17 protein-coding genes and 1 pseudogene are annotated in these 18,462 nt (G+C 69.5%); 13 read left to right on the forward strand and 5 right to left on the reverse strand.

Features of this window, described 5'->3' with window-relative positions; translation table 11 throughout:
- Positions 1 to 70: 70 nt before the first annotated feature.
- Both ABE488_RS07295 and cls read right to left on the reverse strand, forming a co-directional pair.
- On the reverse strand, positions 71 to 448 hold the full coding sequence (locus tag ABE488_RS07295) for a hypothetical protein (protein WP_346447654.1): 378 nt from the start codon (positions 446 to 448) through the stop codon (positions 71 to 73).
- Positions 449 to 501: 53 nt separating this feature from the next.
- Positions 502 to 1,932, reverse strand: coding sequence for a cardiolipin synthase (gene cls, locus ABE488_RS07300; RefSeq protein ID WP_346447655.1), 1,431 nt, complete (start codon positions 1,930 to 1,932; stop codon positions 502 to 504).
- A gap of 117 nt (positions 1,933 to 2,049) precedes the next feature.
- Between cls and ABE488_RS07305 the strand changes: the two genes are divergently transcribed.
- From ABE488_RS07305 to ABE488_RS07315, 3 genes are all read left to right on the forward strand, one after another.
- Positions 2,050 to 3,147, forward strand: a complete 1,098-nt coding sequence (locus ABE488_RS07305; RefSeq protein ID WP_346447656.1) for a PA0069 family radical SAM protein — start codon at positions 2,050 to 2,052, stop codon at positions 3,145 to 3,147.
- Positions 3,148 to 3,226: 79 nt separating this feature from the next.
- On the forward strand, positions 3,227 to 4,303 hold the full coding sequence (locus tag ABE488_RS07310) for a HAMP domain-containing sensor histidine kinase (protein ID WP_346442061.1): 1,077 nt from the start codon (positions 3,227 to 3,229) through the stop codon (positions 4,301 to 4,303).
- The gene (locus ABE488_RS07315) at positions 4,300 to 4,734 is read left to right on the forward strand and encodes a response regulator (protein WP_346447657.1); all 435 of its coding nucleotides are present in this window, start codon (positions 4,300 to 4,302) and stop codon (positions 4,732 to 4,734) included. The genes ABE488_RS07310 and ABE488_RS07315 overlap by 4 nt, the downstream gene beginning before the upstream one ends.
- A gap of 91 nt (positions 4,735 to 4,825) precedes the next feature.
- Here ABE488_RS07315 and ABE488_RS07320 read toward each other — a convergent pair whose 3' ends face one another.
- The gene (locus tag ABE488_RS07320) at positions 4,826 to 5,527 is read right to left on the reverse strand and encodes a 2OG-Fe(II) oxygenase (RefSeq protein WP_346447658.1); all 702 of its coding nucleotides are present in this window, start codon (positions 5,525 to 5,527) and stop codon (positions 4,826 to 4,828) included.
- Positions 5,524 to 6,552, reverse strand: coding sequence for a class 1 fructose-bisphosphatase (locus ABE488_RS07325; protein ID WP_346447659.1), 1,029 nt, complete (start codon positions 6,550 to 6,552; stop codon positions 5,524 to 5,526). The genes ABE488_RS07320 and ABE488_RS07325 overlap by 4 nt, the downstream gene beginning before the upstream one ends.
- Before the next feature lie 158 nt (positions 6,553 to 6,710).
- On the opposite strand from ABE488_RS07325, the gene ABE488_RS07330 reads away from it, so the two are divergent.
- The 5 genes and pseudogenes from ABE488_RS07330 (at position 6,711) to ABE488_RS07350 (ending at position 12,591) form a co-directional block, all read left to right on the forward strand.
- A complete protein-coding gene (locus ABE488_RS07330) occupies positions 6,711 to 7,913 on the forward strand; it encodes an amino acid aminotransferase (RefSeq protein WP_346447660.1) in 1,203 nt (400 codons plus the stop codon).
- Positions 7,914 to 8,085: 172 nt separating this feature from the next.
- Positions 8,086 to 8,970 carry a hypothetical protein gene (locus ABE488_RS07335; RefSeq protein WP_346447661.1) on the forward strand — a complete coding sequence of 295 codons (885 nt, stop codon included), beginning with the start codon at positions 8,086 to 8,088 and terminating at the stop codon, positions 8,968 to 8,970.
- Positions 8,971 to 9,057: 87 nt separating this feature from the next.
- A pseudogene (locus ABE488_RS07340) lies at positions 9,058 to 9,219 on the forward strand (LuxR C-terminal-related transcriptional regulator); the annotation flags it as partial.
- 100 nt (positions 9,220 to 9,319) lie between these two features.
- Positions 9,320 to 10,348 (forward strand): alcohol dehydrogenase AdhP, encoded by a 1,029-nt coding sequence (gene adhP / locus ABE488_RS07345; RefSeq protein ID WP_346447662.1) that lies wholly within the window; start codon positions 9,320 to 9,322, stop codon positions 10,346 to 10,348.
- Positions 10,349 to 10,443: 95 nt separating this feature from the next.
- Positions 10,444 to 12,591 carry a TonB-dependent receptor gene (locus ABE488_RS07350; RefSeq protein WP_346447663.1) on the forward strand — a complete coding sequence of 716 codons (2,148 nt, stop codon included), beginning with the start codon at positions 10,444 to 10,446 and terminating at the stop codon, positions 12,589 to 12,591.
- A gap of 34 nt (positions 12,592 to 12,625) precedes the next feature.
- Here the strand turns inward: ABE488_RS07350 and phhA are convergent, their stop codons facing one another.
- Positions 12,626 to 13,528 carry a phenylalanine 4-monooxygenase gene (phhA, locus tag ABE488_RS07355; RefSeq protein WP_346447664.1) on the reverse strand — a complete coding sequence of 301 codons (903 nt, stop codon included), beginning with the start codon at positions 13,526 to 13,528 and terminating at the stop codon, positions 12,626 to 12,628.
- Positions 13,529 to 13,658: 130 nt separating this feature from the next.
- Between phhA and ABE488_RS07360 the strand changes: the two genes are divergently transcribed.
- The 5 genes from ABE488_RS07360 to amt all read left to right on the forward strand — a co-directional run bounded on the left by ABE488_RS07360 (position 13,659) and on the right by amt (position 18,375).
- A complete protein-coding gene (locus ABE488_RS07360) occupies positions 13,659 to 14,132 on the forward strand; it encodes an Lrp/AsnC family transcriptional regulator (protein ID WP_346442071.1) in 474 nt (157 codons plus the stop codon).
- A gap of 170 nt (positions 14,133 to 14,302) precedes the next feature.
- Positions 14,303 to 15,712, forward strand: a complete 1,410-nt coding sequence (gene glnA, locus ABE488_RS07365) for a type I glutamate--ammonia ligase (protein WP_346442072.1) — start codon at positions 14,303 to 14,305, stop codon at positions 15,710 to 15,712.
- Positions 15,713 to 15,940: 228 nt separating this feature from the next.
- Positions 15,941 to 16,645, forward strand: a complete 705-nt coding sequence (locus ABE488_RS07370) for a TorF family putative porin (RefSeq protein WP_346447665.1) — start codon at positions 15,941 to 15,943, stop codon at positions 16,643 to 16,645.
- A gap of 28 nt (positions 16,646 to 16,673) precedes the next feature.
- Complete coding sequence (locus tag ABE488_RS07375) at positions 16,674 to 17,012, forward strand: P-II family nitrogen regulator (RefSeq protein ID WP_183425138.1); 339 nt, start codon at positions 16,674 to 16,676, stop codon at positions 17,010 to 17,012.
- 118 nt (positions 17,013 to 17,130) lie between these two features.
- Positions 17,131 to 18,375: an ammonium transporter gene (amt, locus tag ABE488_RS07380; RefSeq protein WP_346447681.1), complete on the forward strand. Its 1,245-nt coding sequence runs from the start codon at positions 17,131 to 17,133 to the stop codon at positions 18,373 to 18,375.
- Positions 18,376 to 18,462 lie beyond the last annotated feature (87 nt).

Genomic DNA, 18,462 nt, shown 5'->3' on the forward strand with positions numbered 1-18,462 from the left:
AGAGGCCGAGCGTGACCTGCCATCGGACCGTGGTCGGCCGGTGTTGCCGCCCATCGTCGCGCGTCTGCGCTCAGGCGAACTCGGGCGGGAGATGGGCGGCGACCCGGGTCCAGTCGTGGACGATCGCGGCGGCGACGCGGCCGCGTGGCGTCGGTACCGCGCCGATATGGACCCGCAGGTGGGCCAGCAGCCAGGCATCCGACCAGCCCGACCAGTTGCCGGCCACGCTGCGCAGGTTGGGCGCCAGCACCGGGTAGACCTCGCCCCACAGGGCGCGGTGCACTTCGTCGGCGCTGTAGCTGGTGTCGCGCACCACGCGGGCGATCGCGGCGATCGCGCCATCGTCGATCTCGGTGTCGAGAAACAGCGCCGACAGCGCTTGCCACAGCTGCAATCGCTTCGGCTCGACGGAGGGCTGGACGGGCGACGCCTTGTTGCTGGGGGGCATGGGAAGGTGTCCTCGTGCGCACGCGCGTCGGGCGGGCGCGTCTTGCGTGTCGACTACAGCAGCGGCGAGCACAGCCGTGCCAGCGCCTCGGGCAAGCGCGCGGTCAGCAGCGGGCGGTGCCTGCCGCGCTGCACGCGCGGGGCATGCGCGAACTCCCGTTCGATGATCTGCGCGAGCGCGGTGGCGACGCCCGGATCGTCGAACAACACCGACAGCTCGAAGTTCAGCCGGAAACTCCGGTGGTCGAAGTTCGCGCTGCCGATGATCGCCAGGCTGTCGTCGATCAGCAGCGATTTGCTGTGCAGCATCCGCGAGCGGTACTCGTAGATCTTGACCCCGGCGACCAGCAGTTGACCGAAGTAGGATCGCGCGGCGAGCGTCACCAACTGCGAGTCGCTGGTGCGCGGCACCAACAGGCGCACGTCGAGTCCGGCGAGCGCGGCCGAGGTCAGCGCCATCATCGCCGCCTCGCCCGGCACGAAGTAGGGCGTCGTCAGCCAGACGCGATGCCGTGCGGCATGGATCGCGCCGACATGGAGGCGGTGGATCGCCTCCCAGTTCGAATCCGGGCCGGAGGTCAGTACCTGAGTGCGGATCGGGCCGGGGTCGGCGGCTGGCGTCTGCGCCTCGACATCGGCGAGGAAGTCGCGTCGGCCGGTCGCGTAGGCCCAGTCCTCGGCGAACACCAGTTGCAGCGTGCGCACCGACTTGCCGATCAGCCGCATGTGCAGATCGCGGTAGGCGTCGGCGCGCAGGCGCTCGTCCTGCTCGTCGGTGACATTCATCCCGCCGGTGTAGGCGATCCGGCCATCGATCACGACCAGCTTGCGATGGGTGCGCAGGTTGGTCCACGGGCGCTTCCAGACCCGCCCAAAGCGCATCGGGTGAAACCAGGCGAGTTCGCCGCCGGCCTCGACCAGTGCAGCGAAGAAACTGCGCCGGGCGCGCGTGCCGACGAAATCGAGCAGCAGCCGGACCCGCACACCGGCGCGCGCGCGCTCGACCAATGCGTCGCGCAGCGCGCTGCCGGTCGTGTCGGGCTCGAAGATGTAGTACTCCAGGTGCACATGGTGGCGTGCCTGGGCGATGTCGGCGAGCAATGCGGTGTACTTCGCTGCGCCGTCGACCAGCAGATCCACCTCCGCCGACGAAGTCGCCGGCAATCCCGTCGTGTTCTGCGCCAGGCGGACGAGCTCGGCGGCGTCACCGTCTTCGCTGTCGATCTGGGCGCTGTGCATCCAAGCGCGGCTGCGGCTGCGACGCAGCCGGTTGCGATGGATCTTCTGCGGTCCGAACACGTGATAGATCAGAAAGCCCACGTAGGGCAGCAGCGCCAGGCCGAGCAGCCAGCTCATGGTCGCGACCGGCTCGCGCTTCTGCAGCACGATCCAGCCGCCCAGCAGAACCAGATAGAGCAGCCAGCCGGCGATCAGAAGCGCGAGCAGGTGCGGGGCGGTGACGAGCGAATCCCAGGCGCGCTGCACGGTCGGTTCCAGCCATGGCGGCGCCGGTCGCGCCGCGCACAGGATAAATGCGCACGCGGCCGCTGCGATGACGGCCTCGTCGCACCCGCTGAGACGCCCGCCCGGCATCGTGAGCCGATGAGCGCCGATCGCCTCCGCCCGCCTGTGCTTGCGGCCCGCAAGGGGCGCGGCAGCGCGTCCTGGGTCCCCGGACGCTTTGAGAAACGGGTCGCGGTGGCCGAGGACGATGGCTGGCAGGCGCTGCAGATGCTGCAGGACGAGGCCTCGGCGCCGGAGACCGTGGTCGTCGAGGAACACGCGCGCAGCGTGCTCACCCGCAACCGCTCGCCCGATGTCGGTTTCGACCGCTCGGTCAATCCCTACCGCGGCTGCGAGCATGGCTGCATCTACTGCTTCGCGCGGCCCTCGCACGTCTACCTCGACCTGTCGCCCGGCCTGGACTTCGAGACCCGGCTGTTCGCCAAGACCAACGCCGCCGAACGGCTGCGCGTCGAGCTCGCCAAGCCGGGCTACGTCTGCGCGCCGCTGGCGCTGGGCATCAACACCGACGCCTACCAGCCCATCGAGCGTCGCTACCGGGTCACCCGCGAGCTGATCGCGCTGCTGGCGCAGGCCCGGCACCCCTTCAGCCTGATCACCAAGAGCGCCGGCATCGTGCGCGACCTCGACCTGCTCGCGCCGCTGGCGGCCCAGGGGCTGGTGACCGTGCACTTTTCGGTGACCACGCTCGACCATCGCCTGTCGGCTCGCATGGAGCCGCGGGCGGCCGCGCCGCATGCCCGCCTGCGTGCGATGCGCGCGCTGGCGGCGGCGGGTATCCCGGTCGGTGTGATGGTCGCGCCGGTGGTGCCGGCGATCACCGATCACGAACTGGAGGCGATCCTGGGCGCCGCACGCGAGGCCGGTGCGGACTCGGCGGGCTATGTGCTGCTGCGCCTGCCGCACGAGCTCAAGACGCTGTGGCGCGAATGGCTGGACCTGCACTATCCCGATCGCGCCCAGCATGTGATGAGCCTGCTGCAGCAACTCCATGGCGGGCGCGACTACGACAGCCGCTTCGGCCACCGCATGCGCGGCCAGGGGCCGTTCGCCGACCTGCTCGACCAGCGCTTTGCGCGGGCGCGGCGCGCACTGGGTTTTGGCCGGCTGCCGCCGCTGCGGACCGATCTGTTCGTCGCGCCGCAACCACCGTCGCCGCAGGGCACGCTGTTCTAGGGCGCATTCACGGCGCGTGCACGATACGTCCACGCCTGGATTTTCTACACTGCACGGCTTCCCGCCGCCTGCGCCGCGCATGCCCGACGCTGTCTCCCTGCCCTCGCCCGGTGCCCCCACCGCGCAGATCGATGTGTTCGACCATCTCGCCATCGGTCTGGCGCAGCTCGCGCCCGATGGCACGTGGCGGCGTGTCAATGGGGCGTTGACTGCGCTGCTCGACCGTAGCCCGGACGCGCTGGTCGGCACTGCCGCGCATCGCGAGGGGTTGGCACCGGTTGCCGCGCAGCTCGACCAGGCACTGGCTGGGTTCGCCGGTGGCGGCGACGGCCTGCACGCAATCCCGGTCGCGATCGACCGGGGCGAGGACGGCACGCGGTCGCTGCAGCTGACGCTGACCGCGCTGCCGGGCGGTGACGCGCTGCTGCAGGTCCACGATATGACCGCGCTGCGTGCGATGGAACTGCTGCAGGACACGCTGGCGTTCGGCATCTCGCACGAGCTGCGCGCGCCGGTGCGCACGATCGAGCAGTTCTCCCGGCGCCTGGCCGCGCAGGGCGAGGACGCCGATGCCGTCGTGGTGCGCGACCATATGCAGCGAATCCGTGGCGCAGCGACGCAGGCCGGCGCCTTGATCGACGCATTGCTCGAGACCATGCGCGCCGCGCGTCCGCTGCGGCAGCCCGGGCCCGTCGACATCAGCCTGCTGGGCGACTGGATCTGCGCCGAGCTGCAAGATGCCGATCCCGGGCGCGCGGCGCAGATCCACGTCGCTTCCGGGCTGTGGGCCTGGGGCGACGAGCATGCCCTCAAGCAGATGCTCGGCAAGCTGCTGCACAACGCCTGGAAGTTCTCCGCCGATCGCGACACCGTGCGGATCGATCTCGATGGCGAGCGAGTCGGCGACCGCCTGCGGCTGCGCGTGCGCGATGCCGGCCGCGGCTTCGACATGCGCTATGCTGATCGACTGTTCGTGCCGTTCCGGCGCTTGCACGGCGCCGACGACGGTGCCGGCCATGGATTGGGGCTGGCGATTGCCCAGCGGGTCGCGCATGCGCATGGCGGCCGCATCCGGGTGGAATCGGCGGAGGACGTCGGGACCACTTTCCACATCGACCTGCCGGCACCGCCGGCCGAGGACGCATCGCCCCAATGAGCGAACACACGATCCTGTTGATCGAGGACAACCCCGACGACGCTGAGCTCACCCGCATCGCGTTCGCGGAAGCCCGGATCGATGGCCGGCTGGTGGTGGTCGGCGACGGCGCCGAGGCGCTCGATTACCTGTTCGCACGCGGCCGCCACGCCGGACGCGATGCGAGCCAGCTGCCGTCGATCGTGCTGCTCGACCTCAACCTGCCCAAGCTCGATGGCCGCGAAGTGCTGCAGGCGCTGCGCGCCAGTCCGGCGACGCGCGGCCTGCCGGTGGTGGTGCTGACGACCAGCACCGAGCCGTTCGACGTCGAAGCCAGCTACGCGATGGGCGTCAACAGCTACATCCGCAAGCCTGTGGATTTCGCCAAGTTCGTCGAAGTCGTCAAGCAGATCGGCCTTTACTGGCTGGTGCTCAACCACCCGCGCGGCTAGGGCATCGCGCGCCCGGCGGTGCAGCGGCAGGGATACGCACATGCGGCGGCTGCCGGCGCCCCTGGCGCCGTCCCGTGATGACCGCGGCGCCTCAGCCCTTGCCGTACAGCGCTTGGGCGCGCTGGAACAGGATCCAGCTGGTGGCGATGAACTTGTCGCCGCCCTGCGGCTTGTTGCCGCGATGGGTATGGGTGAACGCGGTCGGCGCGATCAACAGGTCGCCGGTGCGCGGCGCGATCCGGCGCTGCTGGAACAGGAATTCGGTCTCGCCGGCCTCGAAGCCGTCGTTGAGGTAGATCGTCCACAGCAGGTGGCGATGCAGGGTCTCGCAGCCGGCATCGCGCGGGAACAGCTCGCAGTGCCAGTACGGGTAGCCACCCTCGCCCGCTGCGTACCACTGCAGGTTGATCTGGCCGGGCCGCAGGCAGGTCTGCAGCAGGCCGCCGAGCCGGGCGTCGTCCATGTCGGCGAAGTCCTCGGCAACCAGTCGCCGAGGTGTGCCGGCCGCATCGGGCTGTTGCAGCATCAGCGGCGCGATCAGGGCCTGCGGGTACCGGCGCAGGTAGCGCAGCAGGCCGCCGTAGACGGCCACGTTGAGCTGACGGACCACGTCGGCCCAGTCGCTGCGATCGCCCAGCGACAGGTCGCGGCTGCGCTTGAGCTCGGGGTGCAGCCCGCCGCCGACCTGCCCGGGCTGCAGGTCGGGGCTGGCGCGCAGCCGCGCGACGATCGCCGCGCAGGCCTCCGGCGCCAGGGCGCCGGGCACGACTTCGATGAAGTCGGCCGCGGTCACGCGGCGTCGCCGTCGTGTCGCAGGTGGTAGCCCGTCGCGGCCTCGACCTCGTCGCGCGAGCCCAGGAACACCGGCACGCGCTGGTGCAACGAGTCGGGCTCGATGTCCAGGATGCGGGTACGCCCGTTGGTCGCCGCGCCGCCGGCCTGTTCGACCAGCATCGCCATCGGGTTGGCCTCGTACATCAGTCGCAGCTTGCCGGGCTTGGACGGATCCTTGCGGTCCCAGGGATAGATGAAGATCCCGCCGCGGGTCAGGATGCGATGCACATCGGCGACCATCGCCGCGACCCAGCGCATGTTGAAGTCCTTGCCGCGGGGGCCGTCGGTGCCCGCCAGCAGGTCGGCGACGTAGGCCTGCGTCGGTGCCTCCCAATGACGCTGGTTGGACATGTTGATCGCGAACTCGCGGGTCGTCTCGGGAATGCGCAGATCGGCGCGGGTCAGCACGAACGAGCCCTGCTCGCGGTCGAGCGTGAAGGCGTGCGTACCGTGCCCGATCGTGAGCACCAGCATCGTGCTCGGCCCGTACAGGCAATAGCCGGCGGCGACCTGGGTGCGGCCGGCCTGCAGGAAATGCGCGTCCTCGACCGCGGCCGTGCCTTCGGGACAGCGCAGGACCGAGAAGATCGTGCCGACGCTGGCATTGATGTCGATGTTGGAGCTGCCGTCGAGCGGGTCGAACACCAGCAGATAGTTGCCGCGCGGAAAGGCGTCGGGAATGGGTTCGCAGTGCGCCATTTCCTCCGACGCGCACGCGGCCAGATGGCCGCCCCAGGCGTTGGCCTCGAGCAGGATCTCGTTGCTGATCACATCGAGCTTCTTCTGCGCTTCGCCCTGGACGTTGATGCTGCCCGCCTCGCCGCCGGCCTCGCCGAGCACATCGCCCAGCGCGCCCTTGCCGACCGCGACCGAGATGCGCTTGCATGCGCGCGCGACCACCTCCAGCAGCAGCCGCAGGTCCGGGGTGACGTGCTCCAGGCGTTGCTCCTCGATCAGGTGACGGGTCAGGGAGATGGCGGGCATGGCGGCTCCACGGCGGACAGGGTGGCGGCATTGTCGCCCGGAAGCGCCGCGCTGTCCCGGCGGCATCGCGCGCGCGACGCCGGCCGGCTATCCTGCATGGGTTTGCCGCGCGCCCGACGCGCCGCATCTCCTCCCCCTCAACCGTCGCAGGCCGTGCCGTGTCCTCCTTCTTCGCTGCTGTCGAACTCGTCCCCGGTGATCCCATCCTCGGTCTGACCGAGGCCTACAACGCCGATCCGCGCACCACCAAGGTCAATCTCGGCGTGGGCATCTACTACGACGAGGCCGGCCGCATCCCGGTGCTGGACGCGGTGCGCGAGGTCGAGCAGCGACTGGCCGCCGAAGCCAAGCCGCGCGGCTACCTGCCGATCGACGGCATGCCCGACTACACCCGCGCGACCCGCGAGCTGTTGTTCGGCGCCGATTCGCCGCTGCTCGCCGACGGCCGCGTCGCGACCACCCAGACGATCGGCGGCAGCGGCGCGCTGCGCACCGGCGCCGACCTGCTGAAGAAGCTGCTGCCGCACGCGACGATCGCGATCAGCAACCCGAGCTGGGAGAACCATCGCGCGGTGTTCGGCGCGGTCGGGTTCGAGGTCCTCGACTACACCTACTTCGACCCCGCCCGCCACGGCATCGACTTCGACGGCATGCTCGCCGACCTGCGCAAGCTCGAGGCTGGCACCGTCGTGCTGCTGCACGCCTGCTGCCACAACCCGACCGGCGCCGACCTCACCGCCGACCAGTGGCGCCAGGTCATCGAGGTGCTGGGCGAGCGCGGGCTGTTCCCGTTCGTGGACATGGCCTACCAGGGCTTCGACCAGGGCATCGCGCAGGACGCGGCCGCCGTGCGCCTGCTCGCCGCGTCGGGCATCGCCGAGTTCGTCGTCGCCAGTTCGTACTCCAAGTCGTTCTCGCTCTACGGCGAGCGCGTCGGCGCGCTGACCGTGGTCTCGGCCAATGCCGAACAGAGCCGCGCGGTGCAGTCGCAGATCAAGCGCATCGTGCGTGCGAACTACTCGAGCCCGTCGACGCATGGCGCGGCGCTGGTTGCCGGCGTGCTCGGCAGCGACGAGCTGCGCGCGCGCTGGGAGACCGAGCTCGGCCAGATGCGCGAGCGCATCCACGCGCTGCGCGCCGGCCTGGTCGAGAAGCTCGCCGCGCACGGTGCACCGCAGTTCGCCTTCATCCAGGACCAGGCCGGCATGTTCTCGTATTCGGGCCTGAGCCGTGCGCAGGTCGACCGGCTGCGCGACGAGTTCGGCATCTACGCCGTCGGCACCGGGCGCATCTGTGTTGCGGCGCTGAGTCTGAAGACCCTCGACTACGTCGCCGAGGCGGTGGCGACAGTGGCGCGCTGAGCCACGCATGAGCGCCAGGCGGCGTTCGCGCTCCCGCAACGCAGCCGTCCGCACGCGCCCGGGCCCGCCACCGGGCCCGGCGCGACCGCCGTGGTGGCGGCGCGCGCTGCGCTCGCCCCTGGCCTGGGCTGCGGCCTGTACGGCGTTCGCGATCGTCGCCGGACGCCACGGGATGGCGTTCCCGCCGTACCTGGCGGTGTTGCTGGCCGGGGTGCTGTGCGGCGTGTCCTTCGTCGCCGCGACCTTCCGGGTCTCGCCGCCGCGTCTGGGCGTCCTGCTTCATGTCGCCGGCGCCGCGATCGGCGTTGCAGTGGTGGCGTGGGCGATCCACGGCGACCTGCCCGATCTGTCTCCGCTGCCCGAGCCGCTGCGCCATGCCGCGCTCTGGATGCAGCTCGGGATCGCGCCGATGTTCGGCTGGATCTGGCTGGCGCTGCTCGGACGGGTGAGCGGGTACTTCCAGCGCGACGCCCAGGCGCGCGCGGCGACGATGACGCGAACGCAGTGGCGCCGCGACGGCGCTGCCTGGACGCTGTGCTTTCCGGCCGTGCCCATGCGCACGCGCACCCTCGTCGCACTGATCGCATCGGTGACGGTGGTCGCCGGGGCGCTGGCGATCGCCGGCCTGATCGCGTTCTACGACATTGCCCTGCGCATCGGCGCCTACGGCGCGATCCTGCTTTTCGCGCTGGTCGTCGGCCTGCCCGGCTACTTGGTGCTGACGGCGTTGTTGCGCCGTGGCACCGAGACCGTGACGCTGCGCATCGATGCGCAGCGCCTGACCCTGGAGCGCCCAGGCCAGCCGCCGCGCGCCGTTGCCTTGCGCGATCTCACGCTGTTCCGCTGGCAGAGCGCATCGGACCACGCGCGGCTCGAGTTCACCGCGCCCGGTGTCGAGGCGGTGAGCCTTCTGGCCGGCGTGGCGCGTGTGCCGCGCGGCACCTGCGCCGAACTGCCGGCGCTTCCGCCGCAACTGGTGCAGTGGCTGACCGGGGCGGGCCTGCGCGAACGGCCGATCCGGGTCGCGGCGCGGCCGCGGACGTTCGCGCGCGACTGACGCATCGGATCGGCCGGCGACCGGATCGATCATCTGCACCGAAATGTGGCGCGGTCGCGTTGCCGGCATGGGGCCGGGTGTAGCGCCGTGCGCCTGCTCGCCGGCGGCTACTCCAACAAGGAGAGCGCGCGCAGCCTGTTCCTGGCCGAGGGCACGGTGAAGAACGACGTGTCGGCGATCCTCGACAAGCTCGGCACGCGTGACCGTACGCGCGCGGTGCTCAAGGCGATCACGCTGCGCGTCATCTGACCCCGCCCGCCGCCGCGGCGACGGGATTGATGCGGATCAAGGCGCTCGCCCTCGCACCGCGCTAGCCTGATCTTCCCTTGACTGCGCTGGAGCCTGGACGATGGACAAGACGATGAAGGCGGCGGTGGTCCGCGAATTCGGCAAGCCGTTGGTCATCGAGGAGGTCGCGGTGCCGCGGCCGGCGGCCGGCGACATCCTGGTCAAGATCGAGGCCTGCGGCGTCTGCCATACCGACCTGCATGCGGTCGATGGCGACTGGCCAGTCAAGCCCAACCCGCCGTTCATTCCCGGCCACGAAGGCGTGGGCCACGTGGTCGCGGTTGGCCAGGGCGTGACCCACATCAAGGAAGGTGACCGGGTCGGCATTCCGTGGCTGTACTCGGCCTGTGGCTATTGCGAACACTGCCTGGGCGGCTGGGAGACGCTGTGCGAGGCGCAGCAGAACAGCGGCTACTCGGTCAACGGCGGTTTCGCCGAGTACGCGCTGGCCAATGCCGGCTACGTCGGCCACCTGCCGAAGAACGTCGGCTTCGTCGAGATCGCGCCGGTGCTGTGCGCCGGCGTCACCGTCTACAAAGGCCTGAAGGTCACCGACACCAAGCCCGGCGACTGGGTCGTGATCTCGGGCATCGGCGGCCTGGGCCACATGGCGGTGCAGTACGCCCGCGCCATGGGCCTGAACGTGGCCGCCGTCGATGTCGACGACGCCAAGCTCGACCTCGCCACGCGGCTAGGCGCGACGGTCACGGTGAATGCGAAGACCACCGATCCGGTCGCCTACCTGAAGAAGGAGATCGGCGGCGCGCACGGCGCGCTGGTCACCGCGGTCTCGCCCAAGGCCTTCGAGCAGGCGATCGGCATGGTCCGCCGCGGCGGCACGGTCTCGCTCAACGGCCTGCCGCCGGGCGAGTTCCCGCTCGACATCTTCGGCATGGTGCTCAACGGCGTGACCGTGCGCGGCTCGATCGTCGGCACCCGCCTGGACCTGCAGGAGTCTCTGGACTTCGCTGCGCAGGGCAAGGTCGCCGCGACGGTCTCGACCGATCGCCTGGAGAACATCAACGACGTGTTCTCGCGCATGCACGCGGGCAAGATCGAAGGGCGCGTGGTGCTCGATTTCGCGGCCTGATCTGCAGCGTGCCGCCGGCCCGAATGAGGCCGGCGGCACAGGCGCGTCGCAGGGCGTCTGCTACGGTGCACGGCCCTCGTTGCGCCCGCCTGCCGATGCCTCTGCCGTTCGTCGCGTTCCGCTCCGCCCCGTTTCTCGCGTCCCTGTCGCTGGCGATCGCCGCCTGCTGCGCCGCCGTCCCGGCCGGCGCGTTCGATGCGCCGCGCACCCTCGAACGGGTGCGGGTCGACGCCACCCGGCTGCGTGGAGTGTCGGACTTCGACACGCCGGCGTCGGTCGATGCGTTGCGGCTCGACGATGCCGACAGCAACCGCGGCGGCACCGTTGCCTCCGAGCCGCTGGCCGGCGTGCCGGGGCTGCTCGCGCGCGACCGCCAGAACCACGCGCAGGACACCCAGCTGTCGATCCGCGGCTTCGGCGCGCGTTCGACCTTCGGCGTGCGCGGCGTGCGGCTCTATGCCGACGGCATTCCGGCCTCGATGCCCGACGGGCAGGGTCAGCTCTCGCATTTCAGCCTGGTCGGCGGTGATCGGATCGAGATCATGCGCGGGCCGTTCTCGTCGCTGTACGGCAATTCCTCGGGTGGTGTGGTGCAGATCTGGAGCGCCGACGGCGCGCCGGGCGACGACTGGCGATTCAAGGCCAGCCACGGGCGCGATGCCACCACGAGCCTGGCCGCGCAGCTGCGCGGCGGCAGCGAGACGGTGGGTTACAACTTCGCGCTGTCGCGCTTCGACACCGATGGCTGGCGCGATCACAGTGCCGCGCGCCGCGATTCGGCGAACGCGAAGCTGCGCTTCGATCTGGGCGATCGGCGGCGCCTGGATCTGGTCGCCAACTGGGTCGATATCGACGCCCAGGACCCGCTGGGCCTGAGCGCCGACCAGGTCCGCGCGAACCCGCGCCAGGTCGCGCCGGTGGCGCGGCAGTTCGATACCCGCAAGACGGTGCGCCAGCAGCAGGCCGGCGTCGTCTACGAACACGGTGTGGGCGAGGCGCATACCCTGCGCGCGATGGCCTATGGCGGTGAGCGCGCGGTGGTGCAGGTGCTGCCGATCCCCGCGGCGGCACAGGCCAACCCGCTGAACTCAGGGGGCGTGATCGACCTGGACAACGCCTACGGAGGGCTCGACCTGCGCTGGAGCTGGGAAGGCGCACTCGCCGGCCGGCCGCTGGAACTGACCGTCGGCGCGAACGCCGACCGCCAGCGCCAGCATCGCCAGGGCTTCGAGAACTTCGCCGGCGACGCGCTCGGCGTGCGCGGCGCCCGGCGCCGCGACGAGCGCAACACGGTCGAGAACCGCGACCAGTTCGCACAGGCGTACTGGGCGTTCGCACCGCGCTGGTCGCTGCTGGCCGGCGTGCGCCACAGCGAGGTCGAATTCGTCTCGCGCGATGCCTACGTCACCGCGACCAATCCCGACGACAGCGGTCGCATCGCCTACCGCCAGACGTCGCCGGTCGCCGGGCTGATATTCGCACCGCGCGACGACCTGCGCGCCTACCTGTCGGCCGGCCGTGGCTTCGAGACGCCGACCTTCAACGAGCTGGGCTATCGCAGCGATGGCGGCGCCGGGCTGGCCTTCGACCTTGCGCCGGCGATCAGCGACAACCTCGAGCTCGGTGCCAAGTGGCGCGCGCCCGCCGGCGCCACCTGGAACGCCGCGCTGTTCCGCGCCGACACCGATGACGAGCTCGCGGTCGCGCGCAATGTGGGCGGCCGCAGCAGTTTCCAGAACGTGGGACGCGCGCGTCGCCAGGGCGCCGAACTGTCGCTGCGCCAGCCGCTGGGCGAGGCCTTCGAACTCCGTGTCGCGGCGACCTGGCTCGATGCGACCTTCCGCGACGCCTACCGCGTCTGCACCGGTGCGGGCTGCACCGTGCCGACGACGCCGGTCGCGGCCGGCGCGCGCATCCCCGGCGTGCCGGCGCGCCAGCTGTTCGCGCGGCTGGACTGGACCGGTGGCCCCTGGAGCGCGGCGATCGAAGGCGTCGGCGTGGGCGATGTCGTGGTCGACGATCTGGCCACCGGGCGCGCTGGGGGCTACGCGCTGCTGCATCTGGAAGGCGCGCGCCGCTGGCGTTTCGAGGCCGGCGAGCTGCGCACGTTCCTGCGCGTGGACAACCTGCTCGATCAGGCCTACATCGGCGCGGTGATCGTCAACGAAGGCAACGGCCGGTTCTACGAACCCGGCCCCGGCCGCGGCGTGCTGCTCGGCGCGCAGTGGACCTGGCACCGCTGAACGAAACATCAGCGCATCGTGCGCAGCCGACGCCTCACACGTCGCCGCCGCTGGCCCAGCCTTCGCCCGTGCCGCGATGGAACACCCGGTCACTGTCGTGCACCGTGCCGGCATCGATCGCGTCCAGCGACGCCAGCCGCGCATAGATCGGCGCGAAGTCCGGGCGCGTGGCCTCCATCAACTGCTCGAAGCTGTCGATGACGAAGTAGGTCTTCTGGAAGGTGTCGATGCGGTAGCGCGTGCGCATGATCCGCTCGAGATCGAAACCGATGCGGTTGGGCGCGTCGGACTCGAGCGAATGGATCGATTCGCCCTTCGACGACACGATGCCGGCACCGAAGATGCGCAGGCCCTGCGCCTGTCGGATCAGCCCGAATTCCACGGTGTACCAGTACAGTCGCGTGAGGTGCTGCAGCGCGTCGGGGCCGATGCCGTGCGCCTTCACCCCGCCGCGGCCGTAGGCCTGCATGTAGTCGGCGAACACCGGGTTCATCAGCAGTGGCACGTGGCCGAACAGATCGTGGAACAGGTCCGGTTCCTCGATGTAGTCGATCTGGTCCGGACGGCGGATCCACCACGTCACCGGGAAGCGGCGATTGGCGAGGTGGTCGAAGAAATCGAGCTCCGGCAGCAAGCCCTCGACGCCCATCAGCGTCCAGCCGGTTGCGGCCTCGAGCACGGCGTTGAGCTCGGAGAATTTCGGAATCGCGTCGGGTGTCATGCCCATTGCGTCCTGCGCCTCCAGAAACTCGTCGCAGGCGCGCCCGACCAGCAGCGCGCGCTGGCGCGCATAGAGTGCGGCCCAGGTGGCGTGGTCGTCGGCGCTGTAGTCGTCCCACGGCTGTTCGACGATGCCGGTGGCGTAGACCGGGACCTTGCCCTTATCGGTCTGCAGGTTCTCGACCCGGCGCGGGGCGCTCGAAGGCTGGGCGGACATCGCACGCTCCTAGGAAGAACACGAGGCTTTCGACGATAACGCCCCAGGCCCGCAACGGGGTTGCGTTCGTTGCGCGCAAGGCTGGTTCGCGCGCAAGATCCGTGCGTCTGAATACGAAATGGAGCAATTCATGGCTGCCGCGACGCTGGACCGCACCGATCTGCTGCTGCTCGCCGAGCTGCAGCGCAACGGCCGACAGAGCAATGCCGACCTCGCCGAGCGTGTGCACCTGTCGGCATCGGCGTGTCTGCGCCGGGTCCAGCGGCTCGAACGCGACGGGGTCATCGCCGGCTACCGCGCCGAGGTCAATGCCGAGCGCCTGGGGCTTGGGCTGCAGGCGTTCGTTCGCGTGCAGCTCAAGCACCACGACAGCGCTGCGGTCGCCGGCTTCGCGCAGCTGGTCGACGACTGGGACGAGGTCGTGGCCTGCCATGCGCTGACCGGCGACATGGACTATCTACTGCAGGTCGCGGTGCGCGACCTCGAGCACTTCTCGCGCTTCCTGCTCGATCGGCTGCTCAACCAGCCGGCGGTCGACGACGTCAATTCCAGCTTCGTACTGCGCACCGTCAAGGCCTGGCGCGGGCTGCCGCTGCCGGTCTGAGTGCCGCACCGGTGTTGTGCAGACTGCGGTTAATAGCACCAAGATGGTGCATGGTCTTCCGTCTCGTACCACACAGAATCGACGCAAGTCATTGATCTGAAGGACGGCCTGCAGTTGGCACGCAGGTTGCTTGATTAGGGGCACACCCAACATCAAGGCGGTCGTTCCCGATGTCCATCGACAACGTCGAAAAGCTGATCAAGGACCACAAGATCGAGTTCATCGATCTGCGCTTCACCGACATGCGCGGCGTGCAGCACCACGTTACGTTCCCGCAGTCGATCGTCGAGCCCGGCCTGTTCGAGGACGGCAAGATGTTCGACGGCTCGTCGATCAGCGGCTGGCGCGGCATCCAGAACTCCGACATGGTGCTGATGCCCGACGCCTCGACCGCGTTCGTCGACCCGTTCACCGCCGACCCGACGCTGGTGATCACCTGCGACATCCTCGACCCGACGACGATGCAGTCCTACGAGCGCGACCCGCGCGGCATCGCCAAGAAGGCCGAGGCCTTCCTCAAGTCCAGCGGCATCGCCGACCAGGCCTTCTTCGGCCCCGAGCCGGAGTTCTTCATCTTCGATTCGGTGCGCTACGGCAACGAGATGGGCCACACCTTCTTCCACATCGATTCGGAAGAGGCGCACTGGAATTCGGCCAAGGAGTATGAGGGCGGCAACAGTGGCTACCGGCCCGGCATCAAGGGCGGCTACTTCCCGGTCGCGCCGCTCGACTCGCTGCACGACATCCGTGCCGAGATGTGCAAGACGCTGGCCCAGGTCGGCATCGAGGTCGAGGTCCATCACCACGAGGTCGCCAATGCCGGCCAGTGCGAGATCGGCACCCGCTTCAATTCGCTGGTCGCCAAGTCTGACGAACTGCAGACGCTCAAGTACATCGTCAAGAACGTCGCCTTCCGCAATGGCAAGACCGCGACCTTCATGCCCAAGCCGATCGTCGGCGATAACGGCAGCGGCATGCACGTGCACCAGTCGCTGGCCAAGGGCGGCACCAATCTGTTCACCGGCGACGGCTATGGCGGCCTGAGCCAGACCGCGTTGTGGTACATCGGCGGCGTGTTCAAGCACGCGCGTGCGATCAACGCGTTCGCCAATGCCTCGACCAACTCCTACAAGCGCCTGGTGCCGGGCTTCGAGGCGCCGGTGATGCTGGCCTACTCGGCCTCCAACCGCTCGGCCTCGTGCCGCATCCCGTACGTCGCCAACCCGAAGGCGCGCCGCATCGAGATGCGTTTCCCCGATCCGATGCAGTCGGGCTACCTGACGTTCGCCGCGCTGATGATGGCGGGCCTGGATGGCATCAAGAACCAGATCGACCCGGGCGGCCCCAGCGACAAGGACCTCTACGATCTGCCGCCGGAGGAAGAGAAGAACTTCCCGACCGTGTGCCATTCGCTCGACCAGGCGCTCGAAGCGCTCGACGCCGACCGCGAGTTCCTCAAGGCCGGTGGCGTGTTCACCGACGACTTCATCGATGCCTACATCGCGTTGAAGATGAAGGAAGTCACCGCGTTCCGCAGCGCGACCCATCCGCTGGAGTACCAGTTGTACTACGCGATCTGATGCACCCGAAGGGCCTGCCGCATGGCAGGCCCTTCTTCGTTTCACCGCGCAGGCGGCGCCATTGCAGTCGATGCGGGATCGAAAGCGGCCAACAGACGCCATAGAGCGCCGGTCGCGGCGGACGACAGCCAGGGGGCAGGTCGCCACGCCGAAGCACCATCTGCTCGGCATCGCCGATGCAAGCAGCAATGACCGGGGAGGGCTTTCCTTTCAGATGAGGAGCCTGTCATGTCGTCATGCAAGCACGTACGCAAGGCCCTGCTGTGCGCAGGATTGCTGTCGGGGGGCGCCGCGCACGCGGAGGTGTCCGGCACGATCACGTTGACCAGCGATTATCTGTTTCGCGGCATCACCCAGACCGACGAGAAACCTGCCCTGCAGGGGGGCGTGGAGTGGGCGCACGAGAGCGGCGTCTATGCCGGCACCTGGGGCAGCAGCATCAGTTGGCTCGCCGACAGCGATCCAGAGGTGTCGAGCCAACTCGAACTCGACGGCTACCTCGGTATCCGCGGCGACTTCGGTGACTCGGGCGTCGGCTGGGATGTCGGCGCCGTGCGTTACTGGTATCCGGGCCGCTATCCGGCCGGCTTCGACAAGGCCGACACCACCGAGCTCTATGCCGGGCTGAGCTGGGGAATCCTCAGTGCGAAGTACGCCTACGCCGTGACCGACCTGTTCGGCATTCCCGACTCGGACGGCAGCAGCAACCTTGACGTCGGCCTGGGCTGGGAGTTCGCCCCGGGCTGGTCGCTCAACGGCGCCGCCGGCAAGCAGTGGGTCGCCGGCAGCGCGGGCACGGCGACCTACGCGTTCTGGTCGGCGGGCGTGGGCAAGACCTTCGACAACGGCTTCGACCTCGCCCTGACGTGGCACGACAACGACCTCGTCGGTCCCGACGACACCCTCACCTTCGCGGTCACTAAGTCGTTCTGACACGGCGATCGTGCAACCGGAGACATCCATGAAACTGATCACCGCGATCATCCGCCCCTTCAAGCTCGACGAGGTTCGCGAGGCGCTCGGCGAGGCCGGCGTGACCGGCCTGACAGTCACCGAGGTCAAGGGGTTCGGCCGTCAGAAGGGCCACACCGAGCTCTACCGCGGCGCGGAGTACGTCGTCGACTTCCTGCCCAAGCTCAAGATCGAATGCGCGGTCACCGACGAGGCCTACGAGGCCGCGCTCGAGGCGATCACCGCGGCCGCGGCGACCGGCAAGGTCGGCGACGGCAAGGTCTTCGTCGTCGCGCTCGAACAGGTCCTGCGTATCCGTACCGGCGAGATCGGCGCCGATGCGCTCTAACCCCATCCGGAGACATGCCATGAACTCGATCCAAACCCGCGGGCGGACCACCCGGATGCAGGCGGCGGGCCTGTCGCTGCTGTGCGCGCTCGCACTGCTCGGCGTCTCGACCGGCGCGATGGCCCAGGCCCCGGAGGCCCCGCCCCCGGTCTTCGACAGCGGCAACGTCGCCTGGATGCTGACCTCCACGCTGCTGGTGTTGATGATGGTGGTGCCGGGACTGGCGCTGTTCTACGGCGGCATGGTCCGCGCCAAGAACGTGTTGTCGGTGCTGGTGCAAGTGCTGGTGGTGTTTTCGGTGGTGATCCTGCTGTGGATCGCCTACGGCTACAGCGCGGCGTTCACCCCCGGCAACGCATTCTTCGGCTCGTTCACCGACAAGGCCTTCCTGCGCGGGATCACCCCGCAGAGCGATGCCGGCGGCTTGCCGGAGTTCCTGTTCGTGGTGTTCCAGTCGACCTTCGCCGGGATCACCGCCGCACTGGTGATCGGCGCTTTCGCCGAGCGCATCAAGTTCTGCGCGGTGCTGCTGTTCTCGGTGCTGTGGGTCACGTTCGCCTACCTGCCGATGGTCCACATGGTGTGGAGCGGCGAGGACGGGTTCCTCGCCCACAAGGGCGTGATCGACTTCGCCGGCGGTACCGTGGTGCACATCAATGCCGGCATCGCGGGACTGATCGGCGCGTACTTCGTCGGCCGCCGACTGGGCTACGGCCGCGAGGCGCTCAAGCCGCACAGCGTGCCGTTCACCTTCATCGGCGCCTCGCTGCTGTGGGTCGGCTGGTTCGGCTTCAATGCCGGTTCGGCGTTGGCCGCCGACGCCAGTGCGGCGTTGGCGATGATCAACACGATGGTGGCCACGGCTGCCGGCGTGGTCGCCTGGAGCCTAGTCGAAGCGATCAGCAAGGGGCGACCGTCGGCACTGGGCGCAGCCTCGGGCGCAGTGGCCGGCCTGGTCGGTGTGACGCCGGCTGCCGGCAGCGTCGGGCCGATCGGCGCACTGGTGATCGGCGTGGCCGCTGGCGCGGTCTGCGTGTGGGGCGTCAACGGCCTCAAGCGCCTGCTGCGCGCCGACGACACCGCCGACGTGTTCGGCGTGCACGCGGTGGGCGGCATCGTCGGCGCGATCCTGACCGGCGTCTTCAGCGATGCCTCGCTCGGCGGCACTGGGATCGAGGGCTCGATCGGCGCCCAGGTCTGGGCGCAGACCTTCAGCGTGCTGTTCACGATTCTCTGGTGCGCCGTCGTCACCACGCTCGCGATCCTGGTCACGCGCGCGGTCGTCGGGCTGCGCGTGAGCGAGGAGGACGAGCGCCAAGGCCTGGACATCGTCTCGCACGGTGAATCGGCCTACGAGAGCTGATCGGGGAAGGGGCCGCGCGGGCGGCAGTGGGGACTGCCGCCCGCGCCTGCAGGCAAGCAGGCGCGATTTGTCCGCGGCGCGGCGGCG

Origin of the sequence: Luteimonas sp. TWI662, from assembly GCF_039673825.1 — a bacterium.
Classification (GTDB): domain Bacteria; phylum Pseudomonadota; class Gammaproteobacteria; order Xanthomonadales; family Xanthomonadaceae; genus Luteimonas.

Coding starts and splice junctions, on each gene's coding strand:
- adhP (WP_346447662.1), top strand. CDS start 9,320: ATGGACAAGACGATGAAGGCGGCGGTGGTCCGCGAATTCGGCAAGCCG.
- amt (WP_346447681.1), top strand. CDS start 17,131: ATGGCCCAGGCCCCGGAGGCCCCGCCCCCGGTCTTCGACAGCGGCAAC.
- ABE488_RS07310 (WP_346442061.1), top strand. CDS start 3,227: ATGCCCGACGCTGTCTCCCTGCCCTCGCCCGGTGCCCCCACCGCGCAG.
- ABE488_RS07360 (WP_346442071.1), top strand. CDS start 13,659: ATGGCTGCCGCGACGCTGGACCGCACCGATCTGCTGCTGCTCGCCGAG.
- ABE488_RS07370 (WP_346447665.1), top strand. CDS start 15,941: ATGTCGTCATGCAAGCACGTACGCAAGGCCCTGCTGTGCGCAGGATTG.
- glnA (WP_346442072.1), top strand. CDS start 14,303: ATGTCCATCGACAACGTCGAAAAGCTGATCAAGGACCACAAGATCGAG.
- ABE488_RS07305 (WP_346447656.1), top strand. CDS start 2,050: ATGAGCGCCGATCGCCTCCGCCCGCCTGTGCTTGCGGCCCGCAAGGGG.
- ABE488_RS07325 (WP_346447659.1), bottom strand. CDS start 6,552: ATGCCCGCCATCTCCCTGACCCGTCACCTGATCGAGGAGCAACGCCTG.
- ABE488_RS07335 (WP_346447661.1), top strand. CDS start 8,086: ATGGCGTTCCCGCCGTACCTGGCGGTGTTGCTGGCCGGGGTGCTGTGC.
- ABE488_RS07350 (WP_346447663.1), top strand. CDS start 10,444: ATGCCTCTGCCGTTCGTCGCGTTCCGCTCCGCCCCGTTTCTCGCGTCC.
- phhA (WP_346447664.1), bottom strand. CDS start 13,528: ATGTCCGCCCAGCCTTCGAGCGCCCCGCGCCGGGTCGAGAACCTGCAG.
- ABE488_RS07315 (WP_346447657.1), top strand. CDS start 4,300: ATGAGCGAACACACGATCCTGTTGATCGAGGACAACCCCGACGACGCT.
- ABE488_RS07375 (WP_183425138.1), top strand. CDS start 16,674: ATGAAACTGATCACCGCGATCATCCGCCCCTTCAAGCTCGACGAGGTT.
- ABE488_RS07295 (WP_346447654.1), bottom strand. CDS start 448: ATGCCCCCCAGCAACAAGGCGTCGCCCGTCCAGCCCTCCGTCGAGCCG.